At 64.1% G+C, this 16,251-nt stretch carries 14 protein-coding genes; 12 read left to right on the top strand and 2 right to left on the bottom strand.

Annotation, left to right across the window (positions count from 1 at the left end; genetic code table 11):
* Nucleotides 1-667: 667 nt before the first annotated feature.
* From infB to ACOGXH_RS11315, 6 genes are all read left to right on the top strand, one after another.
* Nucleotides 668-2,518 (top strand): translation initiation factor IF-2, encoded by a 1,851-nt coding sequence (gene infB, locus ACOGXH_RS11340; RefSeq protein ID WP_419930367.1) that lies wholly within the window; start codon nt 668-670, stop codon nt 2,516-2,518.
* Nucleotides 2,519-2,542: 24 nt separating this feature from the next.
* On the top strand, nt 2,543-2,836 hold the full coding sequence (locus ACOGXH_RS11335) for a DUF503 domain-containing protein (protein WP_419929208.1): 294 nt from the start codon (nt 2,543-2,545) through the stop codon (nt 2,834-2,836).
* A gap of 8 nt (nt 2,837-2,844) precedes the next feature.
* Nucleotides 2,845-3,219, top strand: a complete 375-nt coding sequence (gene rbfA / locus ACOGXH_RS11330; protein ID WP_419929207.1) for a 30S ribosome-binding factor RbfA — start codon at nt 2,845-2,847, stop codon at nt 3,217-3,219.
* A gap of 34 nt (nt 3,220-3,253) precedes the next feature.
* Nucleotides 3,254-4,120, top strand: coding sequence for a tRNA pseudouridine(55) synthase TruB (truB, locus tag ACOGXH_RS11325; RefSeq protein ID WP_419929206.1), 867 nt, complete (start codon nt 3,254-3,256; stop codon nt 4,118-4,120).
* A 69-nt stretch (nt 4,121-4,189) separates the two neighbouring features.
* A complete protein-coding gene (locus ACOGXH_RS11320; RefSeq protein ID WP_419929205.1) occupies nt 4,190-5,143 on the top strand; it encodes a bifunctional riboflavin kinase/FAD synthetase in 954 nt (317 codons plus the stop codon).
* Between the two features lie 66 nt (nt 5,144-5,209).
* Entirely contained in the window at nt 5,210-6,283 is a 1,074-nt protein-coding gene (locus ACOGXH_RS11315; RefSeq protein WP_419929204.1) for an LLM class flavin-dependent oxidoreductase, read from the top strand.
* Here ACOGXH_RS11315 and ACOGXH_RS11310 read toward each other — a convergent pair.
* Nucleotides 6,249-7,118: a ribokinase gene (locus ACOGXH_RS11310; RefSeq protein ID WP_419929203.1), complete on the bottom strand. Its 870-nt coding sequence runs from the start codon at nt 7,116-7,118 to the stop codon at nt 6,249-6,251. The two genes, ACOGXH_RS11315 and ACOGXH_RS11310, sit on opposite strands and share 35 nt — an antisense overlap.
* Before the next feature lie 135 nt (nt 7,119-7,253).
* Here ACOGXH_RS11310 and rpsO point away from each other — a divergent pair, with 135 nt between their 5' ends.
* The 4 genes from rpsO (at nt 7,254) to ACOGXH_RS11290 (ending at nt 11,941) form a co-directional block, all read left to right on the top strand.
* On the top strand, nt 7,254-7,523 hold the full coding sequence (gene rpsO / locus ACOGXH_RS11305; protein WP_419929202.1) for a 30S ribosomal protein S15: 270 nt from the start codon (nt 7,254-7,256) through the stop codon (nt 7,521-7,523).
* Nucleotides 7,524-7,699: 176 nt separating this feature from the next.
* A complete protein-coding gene (locus ACOGXH_RS11300) occupies nt 7,700-10,339 on the top strand; it encodes a polyribonucleotide nucleotidyltransferase (RefSeq protein WP_419929201.1) in 2,640 nt (879 codons plus the stop codon).
* A gap of 63 nt (nt 10,340-10,402) precedes the next feature.
* The gene (gene dapB / locus ACOGXH_RS11295) at nt 10,403-11,173 is read left to right on the top strand and encodes a 4-hydroxy-tetrahydrodipicolinate reductase (RefSeq protein WP_419929200.1); all 771 of its coding nucleotides are present in this window, start codon (nt 10,403-10,405) and stop codon (nt 11,171-11,173) included.
* Between the two features lie 9 nt (nt 11,174-11,182).
* Entirely contained in the window at nt 11,183-11,941 is a 759-nt protein-coding gene (locus ACOGXH_RS11290) for an SURF1 family protein (RefSeq protein ID WP_419929199.1), read from the top strand.
* On the opposite strand, the gene ACOGXH_RS11285 is transcribed toward ACOGXH_RS11290, so the two are convergent.
* Nucleotides 11,938-14,616: an RCC1 domain-containing protein gene (locus ACOGXH_RS11285; protein WP_419929198.1), complete on the bottom strand. Its 2,679-nt coding sequence runs from the start codon at nt 14,614-14,616 to the stop codon at nt 11,938-11,940. The two genes, ACOGXH_RS11290 and ACOGXH_RS11285, sit on opposite strands and share 4 nt — an antisense overlap.
* 117 nt (nt 14,617-14,733) lie before the next feature.
* Here ACOGXH_RS11285 and ACOGXH_RS11280 point away from each other — a divergent pair, with 117 nt between their 5' ends.
* Nucleotides 14,734-15,321, top strand: coding sequence for a transcriptional regulator (locus ACOGXH_RS11280; protein WP_419929197.1), 588 nt, complete (start codon nt 14,734-14,736; stop codon nt 15,319-15,321).
* Between the two features lie 9 nt (nt 15,322-15,330).
* Nucleotides 15,331-16,224, top strand: a complete 894-nt coding sequence (gene dapA, locus ACOGXH_RS11275) for a 4-hydroxy-tetrahydrodipicolinate synthase (RefSeq protein ID WP_419929196.1) — start codon at nt 15,331-15,333, stop codon at nt 16,222-16,224.
* Nucleotides 16,225-16,251 lie beyond the last annotated feature (27 nt).

Here is a 16,251-nt window from a genome sequence, read left to right as displayed (position 1 = left end):
GGTTCGGCCACCGGAGCCGGAGCCCGAACCGGTGCCCGAACCCGAACCCGAACCAGAGCCGGAACCGGAGCCTGAACCAGAGTCGGAGCCGGAGCCTGAGCCGGAGCTCAAATCGGTGCCTGAGCAGGAGATCGAGCCCGAACCTGAACCCGAGGTACCCCCGAAGCCGACGCGGGTGGTTACGTCCAGCGGTGGGATGTCTCCCCGACCCCGCCCAGCAGCGCCCGCGGTTGAGCCTGTCTCCGACACCCCGCCCCCGCCGCCCCGAACCGCCCCCAAGCCGGCCGCCGAGCCACCTGCGGCTCAGCCGGCCGCTTCTGCTCTAACCAGTCCACCGGTCTCACGCTCGGGCAAGCCGATACCTCCGCCCCCCGGACGACCGCCTACGTCTTCTTCAGGCAAGCCGATTCCCCCGCCCCCTGGTCGGGGTGGTCGGGGTCCGTCGCCGAGTCCGCGCCGGGGCCCACGCGGTCCAGTCCGCCCCGCCGCGGGAACACAAGGACCGGGGGTGGTAACGCCCGGCCGGTCTTCCGCACCGTTGCCGGCACGCGGCCCGTCTGGAGCCCTAGGAGGTCCTCCCAGCGGCCCTGGAGGCCCAGCAGGACGGGGTCGAGGGGGTCCCCAGCGTCCTCAGCAGAGGCGGCGCAAGAGCCGTCGGCGTCGGCGGGTGGCCGAAGACCTCCAGCCCATGAACATCCCCGACTACACCCCGACGGATGCGGCCGCTCCTGCGGGGGAGGTGGTGATCGAGCGGGCGTCGACTCCGCTGGAGGTGGGTCCCAGGCTTAATCAGACCGCTGCTGACGTGGTCCGGTTCCTCATGCAGCAAGGAGAGATGGTCACCGCAACCCAGTCCCTGACCGACGACATGATCGAGCTCTTTGCCGCCGAGGTAGGAGCCGAGATCAGACTGGTGGATCCCGGGGAGGAGCAGGAAAACGAGCTGCTCAAGCTGCTAGAGGCCGACTTTGACCACGGTGAAGTCACTGAGGGCTTCCCGGTCCGGCCTCCGGTTATCACCGTGATGGGCCATGTGGACCACGGCAAGACCAAACTCCTCGACCAGATTCGCAACGCCAATGTGGCCGAGGGCGAAGCTGGGGGCATCACCCAGCACATCGGCGCCTATCAGGTCGACAAGGAAGGGCGAACGCTGACGTTCTTGGACACCCCCGGCCACGCCGCGTTCACGGCGATGCGGGCCCGGGGCGCCGACGCCACCGACATTGTGGTGCTGGTGGTGGCGGCCGACGACGGTGTGATGCCTCAGACCCTGGAGGCTATCAACCATGCCCGCGCTGCCGACGTGCCCATCGTCGTGGCTGTCAACAAGATCGATCGCAACAACGCCGATCCCAATCGGACCATGCAACAGCTCTCCGAGCACGAGCTGGTGCCCGAGCAGTGGGGCGGCGAAACCATCATGGTGGAAGTCTCAGCTCTTCAGAATCTGGGTATCGACGACTTGCTCGAACAGCTGGCTGTGGTGGCCGAGGTGGAGGATTTGCGGGCCGACCCGGAGGGTCGGGCCCGAGGAGTGGTTTTGGAATCCAACTTGGACATAGGACGGGGTCCTGTGGCCACGCTGTTGGTCCAGCACGGAACATTGAGGCGAGGTGATCCGGTGGTTGCCGGGGCATCGTGGGGGCGGGTCAGGGCATTGCTCGACGACCGCGGCAACCAGATTCAGGAGGCCACGCCATCTAAGCCGGTGCAGGTTCTCGGCCTTTCCGAGGTGGCTAACGCTGGGGACGCTTTTGTGGTCGCCCCCAACGAGAAAGTGGCGGCCAAGGTTGCCCAGACACGAGAGCACTCCCAGAGGATTGCCAGCCTGGGCCGGGATGCCGCCGCCACCGCGGGCGGCGCCCGCCTGGAGGACATCTTCAGCCAGATCCAGGCCGGAGAGACCGCCACGCTGAACCTCATCGTCAAAGCAGACGTGAACGGGTCGTTGGAGGCAGTTGTGGACAGCCTCCAGCGCCTCGGGCGCGACGAGGTGAAGCTGGCCTTCGTCCACCGGGGAGTGGGCGGGGTGACGGCCAACGACATCCAGTTGGCCGCCGCGTCCAACGCCACCATCATCGGCTTCAACGTCAGGCCCGACCGCAAAGCCAGAGAGCTGGCCGAGCTCGAGAAGGTGGAGATACGCACTTACGAGATCATCTACAACCTCATCGAGGACGTGGAAAACGCCATGGTGGGGATGCTGGCTCCGGAATTCGAGGAAGTCGTCACCGGCGATGCCGAGGTGCGGGAAATCTTCCGGATTCCCCGGGTCGGCGCGGTGGCCGGCTGCTATGTCCTCAACGGAGCCATTTCCCGGGGCTCCAAAGTCCGGTTCCTGCGGGAAGGCGCGGTCATCTGGCGGGGCACAGTCTCCTCTCTCAAGCGATTCAAAGAGGATGTGCGCGAAGTGCAGTCCGGTTTCGAGTGCGGAATTGGCTTGTCCGACTTCCAAGACCTCAAGCAAGGCGACATCATCGAGACGTTTGAGGAGCGGGAAGTCGCCCGAGTCTGACAACACGAGGGGTGAGGTGAACCGATGCACGTTCTCGCCGTGGTCTATGACCTGCACATCCCGGGCTGTCAATCGCTGAAGGAGCGTCGCTCGGCATTGCGCCCGGTCCTTTCGGGAGTGGCCCGCAAATTCGGCATCTCGGTGGCTGAGACTGGCCACACCGACCTCTGGCAGCGAGCCGAGGTGGGAGTGGCCTTGGTGTCAGGACAGCCCAGCCAGTGCCGGACAATGGCCGATGAGGTGGATCGGTATATGTGGTCTATCCCCGATATCGAAGTAGTGGACTCCACGGCCCACTGGCTCAACACCGACGAATAAAGGCACGTATGGCACGCCGTCGGGAATCGCGCCCCTCCCAATACTCGAGGTCAGCTCGCCTCGGCGAGTTGCTGCGCGAGATCGTGGCCTCCGAAATGGCCCAGTTGGACGACGACCGATTGTCGCTTGTCAGCGTCACCGGAGTGGAAACCAGCGTCGAGTTGAGCCGGGCCACGGTCTACATAAGTGCCTTGGACGATGAGGTGGCTTCAGAAGCCCTGGAGGCCCTAGTGGAGCATCGTTACCAGCTCAAGCAGGCGGTTGCCCGCGCCGCCGCGGTCCGGAGAGTGCCCGATCTGTCGTTCGCGCTCGACCCCTCGATTTCAGCCGGTGAGCGGGTGGACGAGATATTGCGGAATTTGGCCGATGAGGCTGAAGAGTGACGACCGCTGACGGGCTGGCCGAAAAGGCCGACGGGTGACAACCGCTGACGGGCTGGTCGTCATCGACAAAGAGGCGGGGTGGACCTCCCATGATGTGGTGGCCAAGGCCAGGGGGGTGTTCGGTACTCGCAAAGTTGGGCATTCCGGCACGCTGGATCCCGATGCCACCGGGGTGCTGTTGTTGGGAGTGGGTCGGGCCACCCGGCTGCTGCGATTCCTCACTCCGCTCCCCAAGCGATACGTAGGCGAGCTTGTTTTGGGCGCCGAGACCAGCACGCTGGACGCGTCAGGCGAGGTCACCGCGGTCCACGACATGTCCGACGTGACCCCGCACCAAGTGTCCGAGGCCGCTTCCCATTTCTTGGGCGACATCATGCAGGTACCGCCGATGGTCTCGGCCATCAAGGTCGGGGGGCGCCGGCTGCACGAGCTGGCCCGAGAAGGCATCGAGGTCGAACGGGAGGCCCGGCCGGTGACCGTCCACGAATTGGCCGTTGCCCCGGTGGATGCCAGTGCGGGGGTGTACCGGATTGAGGTGAGCTGCTCCTCGGGTACCTATGTCCGATCGCTGGCTGCCGATATCGGCTCTGCCTTGGGCGGAGGGGGGCACTTGCGGGCGTTGCGTCGGGTTGCGGTCGGCTCGTTCACCATCGAAGAAGCCCGCCCGGTCGTCTCTCCCGAGCTGCTTTCGATGGAGACGGCCCTGCGCGACTATCCCTCGGTCTTGGTCGACGCCGACCTCAGTCGAAGGGTGGCCAACGGACAGGTGCTGGCTTCCGAAGAGATCACGGCGGAGGGGAATGGCCCCTGGGCCGTGCATGGGGTAAAGGGTCAGCTCCTGGCCGTTTACGAAACCCACAAACCGGGGATGGTCAAGCCGGCGGTGGTCATCCCCAATTGACTGCCTTGAGCGAGACGCGGGCGAGCGGGATTGTCCAGTTTGACCTTGGGGCCGCTACCGTGCAGCGCGGTGCAGGTCATCGAAGACTTTGGCCGCCTGGAAGGCATTGAGGAGACCGCCGCCAGCATCGGTGTGTACGACGGCGTGCACGTCGGACATCAGGCCGTCATCAATCAACTTCTCTCTGAGGCGGAACGCCTAGGAGTGGCCCCCGCGGTGGTTACATTCGATCGCCACCCGGCGCTGGTGTTGCGGCCCGAGAATGCCCCTAAACTGCTGAACTCGCTCGACCAGAAGCTGGAACTGCTCGAGGCGGCTGGCATTGAGTACGTGTACCTGATCGAGTTCTCACCCGACCGAGCCCACACGATGCCAGAGGAATTTGTGCGCCAAGTCTTCGTGAAAAGGCTTCGAGTGCGGAGCATCGTGGTGGGGGAGGACTTCCACTTTGGGCGGGCCCGGCTGGGCAATATCGACACGCTGCGGAAATTCGGCATGGAAATGGGATTCGAAGTTCATGCTGTAAAGCTGCTGCACCACGACGAGAAATGGCCCGAGCCGGTGTCATCCACCGCGGTGCGCCGTGCGCTGGCCGGCGGCGATGTGCGCACGGCGGCGGCCATGCTGGGTCGATACCACGAGATCAGGGGCAAGGTTGTGCTGGGCGATCGGCGGGGTATGGCCATCGGGTTTCCCACCGCCAACATCCCGGTTTCCATGGTCATGGCTTGGCCGGCCGACGCGGTGTATGCCGGCTGGTATACCCGTCCCGACGGCTCGCGGTACATGGCGGCCATCAATATCGGCCGGCGACCAACCTTCTATGAGCACGCCCAGCAATCGCTGCTTGAAGCCCATCTCCTGGACTTCGAGGGCGACTTGTACGGCGAGGAGGCCAGAGTGGAGTTCGTAGAGCTGCTCAGAAGCGAGCACCGCTTCGACGGCATTGAGTCACTGGTAAAACAACTCCGCATCGACGTTGCCCTGAGCCGGGAGATCTTGAACGCGGAACCTTCCCGCTAGCCGTTCATGAAACTGGCTCTTTTCTCGGAAATCCCGGTACCTCGGCCTTGGCATGCCGATAGCGAGATGCTCCGCTATCAGGAGCTGATCCAGCAGGCCGTGCTGGCCGACCAACTCGGATACCACAGCTTCTGGACGGTGGAGCACCACTTTCTGGAGGAGATGTCGCACAGCTCCAACCCCGAGGTGCTCTACGGGGCGGTGGCTGCCCTCACCGAGCAGATTCGACTGGGCTATGGGGTGCGCCTGACCCCAAAGCCCTATAACCACCCGGTCCGCAGCGCCGAGTCGGCGGCCACGCTGGACGTGATCAGCGGGGGACGAGTGGAATTCGGTACCGGCCGCTCCACTACCCGAGCCGAGCTGGAGGGCTTCGGAATCGACCCTCGGGAGACCAGGGCTATGTGGGCCGAGGCCGTTGGGCACATCGCGGGCTGTTGGCTGAATGACGAATACGAGTTCGAGGGCCAGTACTGGTCGATGCCCCGTCGCCGGGTCTTGCCCAAGCCGGTGCAGAAGCCCCATCCCCCGATTTGGGCGGCTACCGGCAGTCGGGAGACCCATCAGCTGGTGGGGGAGATGGGGATGGGATTGCTGTCGTTCAGCGCCGGGGTTTCGCTGGAGGAACTGGAGCTTCGGATCAACCTCTACCGCGAGGGGGTGGAGGCCTGCCAAGACCCGGTGGGGGGCTATGTGAACGACCGGGTGGCCACCTTCGCCATGTTCCACTGCGCGCCCACTACAGCCGAGGCCTATGACAACGCCCGGGAGTCGTTCTGGTGGTATCCCACGGTGGCCTTCAAGCTGGTGGGCAGCGTGGCCGAGATGCTCCAAGAAGAGGGCGCCGAGCTCGGCGACTGGAACTATCTCCGGTATCTGCCCGGCATGACCGCGGACGCCGATTGGGATACCACGTTCAGCGTCGAGGATCTGGTGGAGCAGGGCGTGGCCATCGCCGGCGACCCCGACCAGTGCATCGAGCTATGCCAGGGCTTCGCCGACCTCGGCGTCGACCTGCTGCTGTGCATGATGAACCCTTACAACATCCCCCACGACAAAGTCCTGGAAAGCCTCCGCCTCACCGCCACTCAAGTGATGCCCGCTCTCAAGGGCTCGAACGGCCCTCGAGCAGGGCGCTGACTGCGTCTCTGGTGGGCATGGAGGGCTGGGCACCGGGGGTTTGCACCGCGAGGGCGCCGGCGGCGTTGGCGAAGCGGACGGCTTCGATCAGCGGGCGCTGTTCGGCGACAGCGACTCCGAGTGCGCCGCAGAAGGCATCTCCGGCACCGGTGGGGTCCACTACTTCGGCGGGAAAGGAGGGAACTAGCACATCGTCAAGCTGGGCTCCTAGGCCGCCCAGAGTGAGGACTATGTCGCATTGGCCGGTATCGGGGCCGATCGCATCGATCTGGGTTTGCTCGGCCCGGTTCACCACCAACACGTCGGTAAGGGGCACGACAGCCTCTACAAGGAACGGATCGACCGGAGCAGGGTTGAACACCACGGTCGTCCAACCGGAACGGGCGGCCTGGGCTGCCCGTCGGGCCCCCGCCGCTCCCACCTCGCCTTGTAGCAGCAGCACGTCGGCGGCCGCGATGACTTCGGTGGCCGCCTCAGCGTCGGCGACCCCAGTGCTGGCGTTGGCCCCGGCGACGATGACGATGGAGACGTCGGCCGGAGAGATGAGCGGTATCGCAGTGCCGGTGGGTTCATCGGCGATGCGAACAAGGCTGGTATTCACGCCGCTGTCGTTGAGCACCTCCAGCAGCCAGCGGCCCCGGTCGTCATTGCCCACGCAGCCCACCATGTGCACGTCGGCCCCCAATCGGGCCGCAGCAGTTGCCTGGTTGGCGCCCTTTCCCCCGGAAAACGCCTCCATCTTTTGGGCGCGCAAGGTTTCATCGGGGCCAGGAAGCCGGTCGAGCCAGATAGACAGGTCGTAGTTGAGACTCCCGAAGGACACAACCTTCACCATTCCAGTATCCCCCAAAAGCCCCCAGGTAGGTGTTCGGGCCTTCTGGGTGGTACCTTTACTGGGTCCCCCGGGCACAAGCACGGCAAGGAGCAGTGCAGCAGCCCGTTTTCTGACCGACGGACACACTGAGTAGGGATGGCCGAGAAGCTAGCGTCCAAAACCGCGACCATCGAGAAGCACCGCCTGCATGATGCCGATACAGGCTCACCCGAGGTCCAGATCGCTCTGTTGACTGAGCGGATCAACCACCTCACCGAGCACTTGAAGGTACATGTCAAGGATCACCACAGCAGGCGAGGCTTGCTAATAATGGTGGGCCGTCGGCGGCGGCTGCTCGACTACGTCAAGGACAACGACGTGGAGCGCTACCGCGGCATTATTGCCGAACTTGGCCTTCGCCGCTGAGTGGATTGCGCCGCTGAGAAGCGGGTATCGCCCTGGCGATTCAAAAATACAAATAGGCGGGCCACAAGAGAGGCCAGCTGCCAGTTGAAGGGGCCGAGTTGCGCTGGGCCTCTCCAACTGGGAACTGGCTCCGTTCCGGCCCGCACGGACCTCGCGTGGTCCGGAGAGGAGCAAAAATGGCGGAAGCCATCACCGTTTCAGCCGTCGTAAGCGGCGCGGAAAGCAAAACCCTGTCCTTTGAGACAGGTCGTCTGGCCGGCCAGGCCGACGGAGCCGTTGTGGCCCGCATGGGCGACACCACCATCCTGGTGACCGCAACCGCGGCCCGACGGGTCCGAGAGGGCGCCGACTTCTTCCCCTTGACCGTCGACATCGAGGAGCGGATGTACGCCGCGGGCAAGATCCCCGGCTCGTTCTTCAGGCGTGAGGGCCGGGCTCCCGAGTCGGCGATATTGACGTGCCGGCTGATCGACCGACCGCTGCGACCCTCATTCCCCGACGGGTTCCGCAACGAGATCCACATCGTCGGAACCGTCTTGGGGGCTGATCAGGAGAACCCCTATGACGTGATCGCCATCAACGGGGCATCGGCCGCCCTGAGCATCTCGGGAATACCGTTCGCCGGACCGATCGGCGCAGTCCGAGTGGCCCACAGCGCCGAAGGGGAGTGGATTCCCCACCCGACCTACGCCGAGGGGGCCGATTCCACGTTCGAGATGGTTGTAGCCGGCCGAGTCCTGGACGACGGCGACGTGGCCATCATGATGGTGGAGGCCAACGGTACCGAGGCAAGCTGGTCGCTGTACCAAGACGGCACTCCCAAGGTCGACGAAGCCGCGTTGGCGGAGGGCTTGGAGAAGTCCAAGGAGTGGATCAAAGAGGCGGTGGGCCTCCAGCGTCGCCTGATCGCCACGGCGGGGGTGAAGCCCCCCATGGAATTCGACCTCCAGGTGGACTACAGCCCCGAGATAGAGGCGGCGGTGGCCGAAGTCGGCTCCGAGAAGCTGGCCGCGGCCATGTCCATCGCCGACAAGGCTGAGCGCCAGGAGGCCGAGACGCAGGCCAAAGAGGAGATCGTTGCCGCGCTGGCCGACCGGTTCGAAGAGACCGAAGGGGCCGACAAGCAGGTCTCCGCGGCCATCCGCTCGCTCACCAAGAGCATTGTCCGCAACCGCATCGTGAACGACGGCGTACGGATCGACGGCCGAGGTGCGGCGGACCTCCGACCCCTGGGATCAGATGTCGCCGTGGTCGACACCGCCCATGGGTCCGGACTATTCGAGCGGGGCGAAACCCAGGTGCTGAACATCACGACGCTGGGCACGGCGCGGATGGATCAGATGATCGACGGGATCGACCCCATCGACAAGAAGCGCTACATCCACCACTACAACTTCCCTCCGTACTCCACCGGGGAGACCGGCTTCATGCGGGGTCCCAAGCGTCGGGAGATCGGGCACGGGGCCCTGGCCGAGAAGGCGCTGGTCCCCGTCATCCCCGACATGGACGAATTTCCATACACGTTGCGGCTGGTGTCGGAGGTGCTCTCATCCAATGGATCGACTTCCATGGGCTCGGTGTGCTCGTCCACGCTGTCGCTGATGGACGCGGGGGTGCCCATCAAGGCCCCGGTGGCCGGCATCGCCATGGGATTGGTCTTTCACGAGGGCCAATACACCACCCTTACCGACATCCTCGGCGCCGAGGATGCATTTGGCGACATGGACTTCAAGGTGGCAGGAACCGCTGACTTTGTGACCGCCCTGCAACTCGATACCAAGATCGACGGGCTGCCCGCCGATGTTCTGGCCGGTGCCCTCAATCAGGCCCGCGATGCCCGGCTGAAGATCCTCGAGGTCATGGCCGGGGCCCTTGACGCCCCCCGAGACGATGTTGGACCTACCGCCCCCAAGATCGTCAAGTTCGAAATTCCCTTGGACAAGATCGGAGAAGTCATCGGGCCAAAGGGCAAGGTGATCAACTCCATCCAGGCCGAAACTGGTGCCGAAGTCAACGTGGACGACGCCCAAGACGCGGGCATCGTTACCATCTCCTCGCCCGACCGAAATTGCGTGGACGAGGCTGAGCGCCAGATCCGCTTGATTCTGGATCCACCCACCGCCGACGTGGGAGAGGTTTACAACGGGAAGGTGGTGAACATCACCGCGTTCGGTGCGTTCGTGAACATCCTTCCGGGCCGCGACGGTCTCGTGCACATCTCCAAGCTGGGCCGAGGTCGCCGCGTTGAGCGGGTTGAGGACGTGGTTGCGCTGGGCGACGACCTTGAGGTTGTCGTGGAAGACATCGATCCCAACGGCAAGATCAGTCTCAAGCTGGTCGGTGACGTGAGCGACGACAACCGCGATTCTGGTTCTCGCTCAGACGACCGGGGTGGCCGTGACCGAGGTGATCGCCGGGACGACCGGGGTGGCCGTGACCGAGGTGATCGCCGGGACGACCGGGGTGGCCGTGACCGAGGTGATCGCCGGGACGACCGGGGTGGCCGTGACCGAGGTGATCGCCGGGACGACCGGGGTGGCCGGGGTCGCGACGACCGCCATGATGATCGGGGTGGCCGGGGTCGCGATAACCGCCGTGATGATCGGGGTGGCCGGGACCGCGACGACCGTAGGGGTCGCCGTGACGATCGTGGAGGCCGAGACCGCAGGGACTGGGACGGCCCTTCCCAAGCGGCTTCCTTCGAGGAAGACTTCGAAACTCAGTTGCGCGATGAATTCGGCGATCTGGGTCCCAGCGGGGGCTCGCATCGTCGAGGAGGGGGTCGCGGTCGCGACCGGGATCGGGCACCGCGCTAACCCCGCCCTCTACTTCATAATCCAAGCCCGGTAGCCATTGCTTGGCCCTATATCGTCTCGTTCATGATCCAGGTAGGGGTGTTCGGCGCGGGCGGCAGAATGGGCGCCACCGTCTGTGAAGCGGTGGCTTCCGACCCTGACATGAATCTGGTGGCCGCGGTTGATCCCTACGGCGTAGGAGCGTCGGCCGGCGGTGTGGTTGCCGTTGCCGACCGCCAGGCAGTGGTTGACGCGGGTGCCGACGTGGTGGTGGATTTCACCATTGCCGAAGCGGCCCGAGACAACCTGGTCTGGTTGGCTGAGCAGCGAGTCCACGCCGTCGTGGGAACCACCGGGTTCACTGACGCCGACTTGGAGCGATTTCAGGCTGCCTTCGACGCGGCGGAACGGGCCTGCATAATCGCTCCCAACTTCGCCATCAGCGCGGTACTGATGATGCGGTTTGCCGAGCTGGCCGCGCCTTACTTCGAGACGGCCGAGGTCATTGAGCTGCACCACGACGCCAAGATCGACGCTCCGTCGGGAACCGCCCGGCTAACGGTGGAGAAGATGGCCGCCGCATCAGATGCTTGGGCCCCCGATCCCACCGAGCACGAAATGCTGTCGGGAGTTCGGGGCGCCGAGGGTCCCGCTGGCATCCGGGTCCATGCCGTGCGCATGAAGGGGATGGTGGCCCATCACGAGGTGATCTTGGGTGCCGAGGGCCAAACCCTGACCATTCGCCAAGACTCCACCGATCGGTCCTCCTTCATGCCCGGAGTCCTAGCCGCGGTGAAAGCCGCCCCCGACCACACCGGGCTCATCGTCGGACTCGACGCCTTGCTGGACATCTAAACCCCTGTCGTGTCGTTCAGGCGCATACTGCTGAACATCGCGGTGCTCTTGGCCGTAGCGGCCATGGTCATCGCCGGCTTCTGGCAGCTCCACCGGCTGTCTGAGCGCCGGGATCGAAACAGCACGATCACCGATCGCAGCAAACTCCCTGTTGTCGAGGTGCAAACCTTGGTGGAAAGCGCCGACGGCTTCGACGTGGGGAAAGACATCGAGTTCCGCCTGATCCGGGCGGTCGGCTTCTATCAAACCGAAGATGAGGTGCTGATACGCAACCGGACCTATCAGGGCTCTTCCGGATTTTGGGTCCTCACCCCGCTGCTGCTCCAAACCGGTGACATTGTGGCTGTCAATCGGGGCTGGATCCCCCACGCCGCGGGCACCGGCGCAGCTTCTGCTGAATTCGCTCCCTCCACCGGCGAGGTACAGGTGGTCGGGCTGGTCCGGGCCACGGTCACCGCCGAGGGACTCCAGCAGTCGGACCCGTCAAGCGGGGTGCTGGCCGAGATGGCCCGGCCTGATCTGGCCCGCCTGTCCCAACAGCTCGATGGCGCCCTGCTTCCGGTCTACGTGCAACTCCAGGCCCAGACCCCGTCCTCTGGCGATCTGCCGGTCCCCGTTCCACCCCCCGACCTGGGAGAAGGATCGCATTTGGCCTACGCCGTCCAGTGGTTCATCTTCGCCACCATCGCCGCCGTGGGCTATCCGTTGATCTTGCGCCGTCTGGGCCGCCCCGGCGATCGGTCGAAGGCAGCCCAAGAGGCCGTTTAGCCGGAGTCTGGGACGGTGGCTGGTCTATAACGCGAGAGGCCCCAGCACTCGGCTGTGCCATCGGTGCGGATGGCACAGGAGCGGTTGAGGGAGGTGGCGATGGCGGTGAAACGGCCCTCTGGTGTGCTTGTCTGCCCGTATTGGTTGTTTCCCCAGCACTCGGCTGTGCCATCGGTGCGGATGGCACAGGAATGGTTCGGTGAGGTGGCGATGGCGGTGAAACGGCCCTCTGGTGTGCTTGTCTGCCCGTATTGGTTGTTTCCCCAGCACTCGGCTGTGCCATCGGTGCGGATGGCACAGGAGTGGTACGACGAGGTGGCGATGGCGGTGAATCGACCAGTGGGCGGGGTGAACTGACTGTTTCGGTGGACGCCCCCGCACCGAATGACCCCGGTGTCTCGCAACCCACAGGATTGCAGGGTGCTGACGGAGATGTCGATGAACCGGCCGCCCAGCCGATTTAGCTGCCCGGCTTCATTATTGCCCCAGCAGGCAATGGTCTGGTTGGTGCGGATGGCGCAGGTGTGGCCCGATCCGGCGGAAATGGCGGTGAACTGGCCCTCTGGAGGAGCGGATTGACCGTATTGATTCTGGCCCCAGCATGTCACCGCACCGCTTTCCAGGATGCCGCAGGAGTGGCCCGATGTATTTGATATGGATCCGGCGGAAATGGCGGTGAACTGGCCCTCTGGAGGAGCGGATTGACCGTATTGATTCTGGCCCCAGCATGTCACCGCACCGCCTTCTAGGATGCCGCAGGAGTGAGTTGCTGCCGAAGATATGGCACTAAAGCTTCCAGCTGGTGCCCCCCACAGCTCCAGGTGGCAAAGCCCGGTGTCAGGCCAGCCAAGCAGTCTCAGAGCGTCACACCCAATGTGGATATCGCTGATTCGGCCACCGAGGCACATTCCCGCGCCCATAATCGAGCAGTCCTGAGGGTGGCCCAAACCGAATATCGAATGACCCAATTCGTGTGTTACTCCTCGCAGATAATGCATGTACGTCCAATCCAGGCATCCAGCATCTTCGTGGTCGCGCACCCGAAGAGGCACTGACTTGGCTATGCAACCGGCGTTGGATTCATGCAGGTAATACCCCTCAGGTGTCCCCACCCAAGCGACACCTTGATGGGCGAAACCTGCTGCATAGTGATCTGGATTCTCACTCCCAGAAACTGCGTCGATGAGGATCAAAACTTGGGAGAAGTCTCCTAGCTTTCGTACCTCAACCAGGCACAGCTCTTCGCCGTCTCGGCCTTCACCTGCCCAAATGTCGCCCACTCGAATAGTTCCCCAGTCGTAGCCGGGGAAGACGGACCCGGAGGCGATGAAGTTAATGCTGACAAGATTGGATGATTGTCGGGCGTAGAAGCCGCCGACTTGGCTGTCCAGTATTTCGAGTTCATGGCGCAAGTCGTCGAGGGTGTATCCACTGTTCTCATGCGTGCAGTAGAAGACGTGTAGATCAACAGTGCCCATGAAGGGAAATGTCATGGTTATGGAGCCCCAGCACACGAGGCTCTGGTCAACGCGCAGCCCACATGCGTGCCACCAGCCAGTGGAAACGGCGGTGTAGCGACCATCGGGCGGGTTCCCCTGTCCGTGGCTGTTGTTGCCCCAACAGACAATGGTCTGGTCGATATGCAGCCCGCAGGGATTGTTGTAGCCCGCAGACACCTGGGTGAATTGGCCAGTGGGGACATCAAGTTGGCCGTGGTCGTTGCCTCCCCAGCAGGCGATGGCTTGATCGGCGCGGATGCCGCACCAGTGTCCCCCGCCTTGTGAGGCGGATACGGATAGGAACTCTCCAGGAGGAGCAAGTCGCTGGCCTCGGTTGTTGTCCCCCCAGCAGGCGATGGTCTGCTGCACGCGCAGCCCGCACGCATGACCAAAGCTGGCAGTGATTGCGCTGAATTGACCATCGGGCACATCCACTCTGCTATACCCGTCGCGGCCCCAGCAGGCAGCGGTTTGGTCCGCCCGCAATCCGCACGAGTAACCCGTGCTCGCGGATACGGCGGTGAATTCTCCTGTGGGGGCGTCGGATTGACCGCGGTCGTTGCCGCCCCAACACGCCACCGTCCGATCGGTGCGAATCCCGCAAGTGTGGTCTTCTCCAGCGGATACGGCGGTGAATTCTCCTGTGGGGGCGTCGGATTGACCGCGGTTGTTGCCGCCCCAACACGCCACCGTCTGGTCGGATTTCAGGGCGCAAAAGTGTCTCTGGCCGGAGGAAAGGCCGATGATAGGCCCATTAGGGGTGTTCGGCTCATCTGGCATGTTCGGCCCATCAGGGGAGTCGTCGCACCCGTTGGGAACGATGTGGGTGTCGATGCCGAATTGGCACCGATAGGTGTTGAGCAGAGACTCTTGAGCAGCAACCAGTTCGTCACGAACTGCGATGTCGGCCTGAGTAGGGGTTCCGTCGAATCGCGCAGGTTCAGAGGGTTGCTGGGCCGGCTGGCCATTGATGCACCCATTGGGGATGATGTGGGTGTCGATGTCGAATCGGCAGCGGTAGGTGTTCAGTAGGGCTTCTTGGGCGGCGACCAACTCGTCGCGGGTCTGCACGTCCTCCACCGTTTGGGCTTGGGCGGGAACAGCGAACGCAACTCCCGCCAGCACCACCGCGGCCAACGGAACAGCGAAGCGTTTCAAGTAGCCACCTGCCTTCACGCACTGCGACACTAGTAACGAGGATCTTCTTTGGACCAGGTAGGACAGTAGGCTGATCTGGTGCCATATCCGGGTGATTCAAACCATCGGGTTCTTCATACCCTGCGCACCAAGGGCATGGCCGAGGTCGATACGGTGGCTCATGCCGCCGGCTTGTCGGAGGACCAGGCGGCCGGCGCATTGCTCGAACTCGGCGAGCAGGGATGGGCCCGCTACCGGGACGGCAATCGGGCCAAGGGCTGGATGCTGCTGGGGGAGGGCCGGGCCGAGGCCGAGCGACTGGCCACCGCTGAGATGGAGGACTCCGGCCAGCGGTCCGCGGTCTTCGATCTCTACGAGGCGTTCAAGGTGTTGGATCCCGAATTGAAGCAGGCCTGCACCGATTTTCAGATACGCGGAGATCAGACTCTGAATGACCACACCGACCCCGACTACGACGCGGCGGTCATCGCCCGATTGGCTGACATCAATCGGCGAGTCCAACCGATTATGGCCAGTCTGACCGAAGCCCTAGGCCGCCTTGGGCACTATGGACCGAGACTGGACTTCGCTCTGAGCCAGGTGGAGAGCGGCGACATTAACTGGTTTACGAAACCCACGCTGGATTCGTACCATGAGGTGTGGTTCGAGCTGCACGAGGATCTCCTGGTGACACTGGGAATTGATCGGGCATCCGAGCTGGCCGCTGATTCCGCTGACGCGTAAGGAGAACCCATGGCTCGATTCGGCAAGGTGCTCACCGCCATGGTCACACCTTTTCGAGAAGACGGCTCACTTGATCTGGACACGGCTGCATCACTGGCCCAATGGCTGAGCGACAACGGCAGCGATGGGCTGGTCATCGCGGGCACAACCGGCGAGGCGCCCACCCTGACCCACGACGAGCAAATCGATCTCATCGGTGCCGTCGTGGCCGCGGTTGACGTCCCGGTGGTGGCCGGTGCGGGCAGCAACGACACCGCCGCGGCGGTCGAGCTCACCGAGCGGGCCCAGGAGGCTGGAGCCAACGGCATCTTGTCGGTGGCCCCGTACTACAACCGGCCCTCCCAGGCCGGTTTGGCCAAGCACTTTGCCACGGTGGCCGCGGCAACCGACCTTCCGGTGCTCATCTACGACATTCCCGTTCGCACCGGTCGCAAGGTGGACACCGCCACGCTGCTGGACCTGGCCCACGGGGTGGCCAACATAGTCGGCATCAAGGACGCCGCCGGCGACCCCGCCGAAACCGCCGGCCTCATCGCCCAGGCGCCCGATGATTTCGAGGTTTACAGCGGCGACGACAGCCTCACACTGCCGCTGCTGTCGGTTGGAGCGGTGGGCGTCATCGGAGTAGCCACCCACTGGGCCGGCGCCGAACACGCCGAGATGATCGCCGCCTTCGAGAAGGGCGACGTGGCGGCCGCCCGCCAGATCAACGTCAGCCTCATGCCTTCGTATGACTATGAGACAGGGTTGGCCGCGCCCAACCCCATCCCGGCCAAGGCCATGATGCGCCTCATCGGGCTGCCGGTGGGCCGGTGCCGACCGCCGCTGGACGTAGAGCCCGACGGCTTGGTCGAGGCCGCCGCCGAAGTGCTGGCCGGCACACGGCTCGGTGCTGATGGCTGAACCTGCGGTCACATTGAGGATTCACGC

The organism is Candidatus Poriferisocius sp., assembly GCF_965208355.1.
GTDB lineage: Bacteria > Actinomycetota > Acidimicrobiia > Acidimicrobiales > Bin134 > Poriferisocius.
This window is presented reverse-complemented; position numbering and strand designations above follow the sequence as displayed.

Bases quoted from the DNA above. Each gene is read 5' to 3' on its own strand.
- ACOGXH_RS11335 (WP_419929208.1), top strand. From the start codon at position 2,543: ATGCACGTTCTCGCCGTGGTCTATGACCTGCACATCCCGGGCTGTCAA.
- rbfA (WP_419929207.1), top strand. From the start codon at position 2,845: ATGGCACGCCGTCGGGAATCGCGCCCCTCCCAATACTCGAGGTCAGCT.
- ACOGXH_RS11315 (WP_419929204.1), top strand. From the start codon at position 5,210: ATGCTCCGCTATCAGGAGCTGATCCAGCAGGCCGTGCTGGCCGACCAA.
- ACOGXH_RS11310 (WP_419929203.1), bottom strand. From the start codon at position 7,118: ATGGTGAAGGTTGTGTCCTTCGGGAGTCTCAACTACGACCTGTCTATC.
- rpsO (WP_419929202.1), top strand. From the start codon at position 7,254: ATGGCCGAGAAGCTAGCGTCCAAAACCGCGACCATCGAGAAGCACCGC.
- ACOGXH_RS11300 (WP_419929201.1), top strand. From the start codon at position 7,700: ATGGCGGAAGCCATCACCGTTTCAGCCGTCGTAAGCGGCGCGGAAAGC.
- dapB (WP_419929200.1), top strand. From the start codon at position 10,403: ATGATCCAGGTAGGGGTGTTCGGCGCGGGCGGCAGAATGGGCGCCACC.
- ACOGXH_RS11280 (WP_419929197.1), top strand. From the start codon at position 14,734: ATGGCCGAGGTCGATACGGTGGCTCATGCCGCCGGCTTGTCGGAGGAC.
- dapA (WP_419929196.1), top strand. From the start codon at position 15,331: ATGGCTCGATTCGGCAAGGTGCTCACCGCCATGGTCACACCTTTTCGA.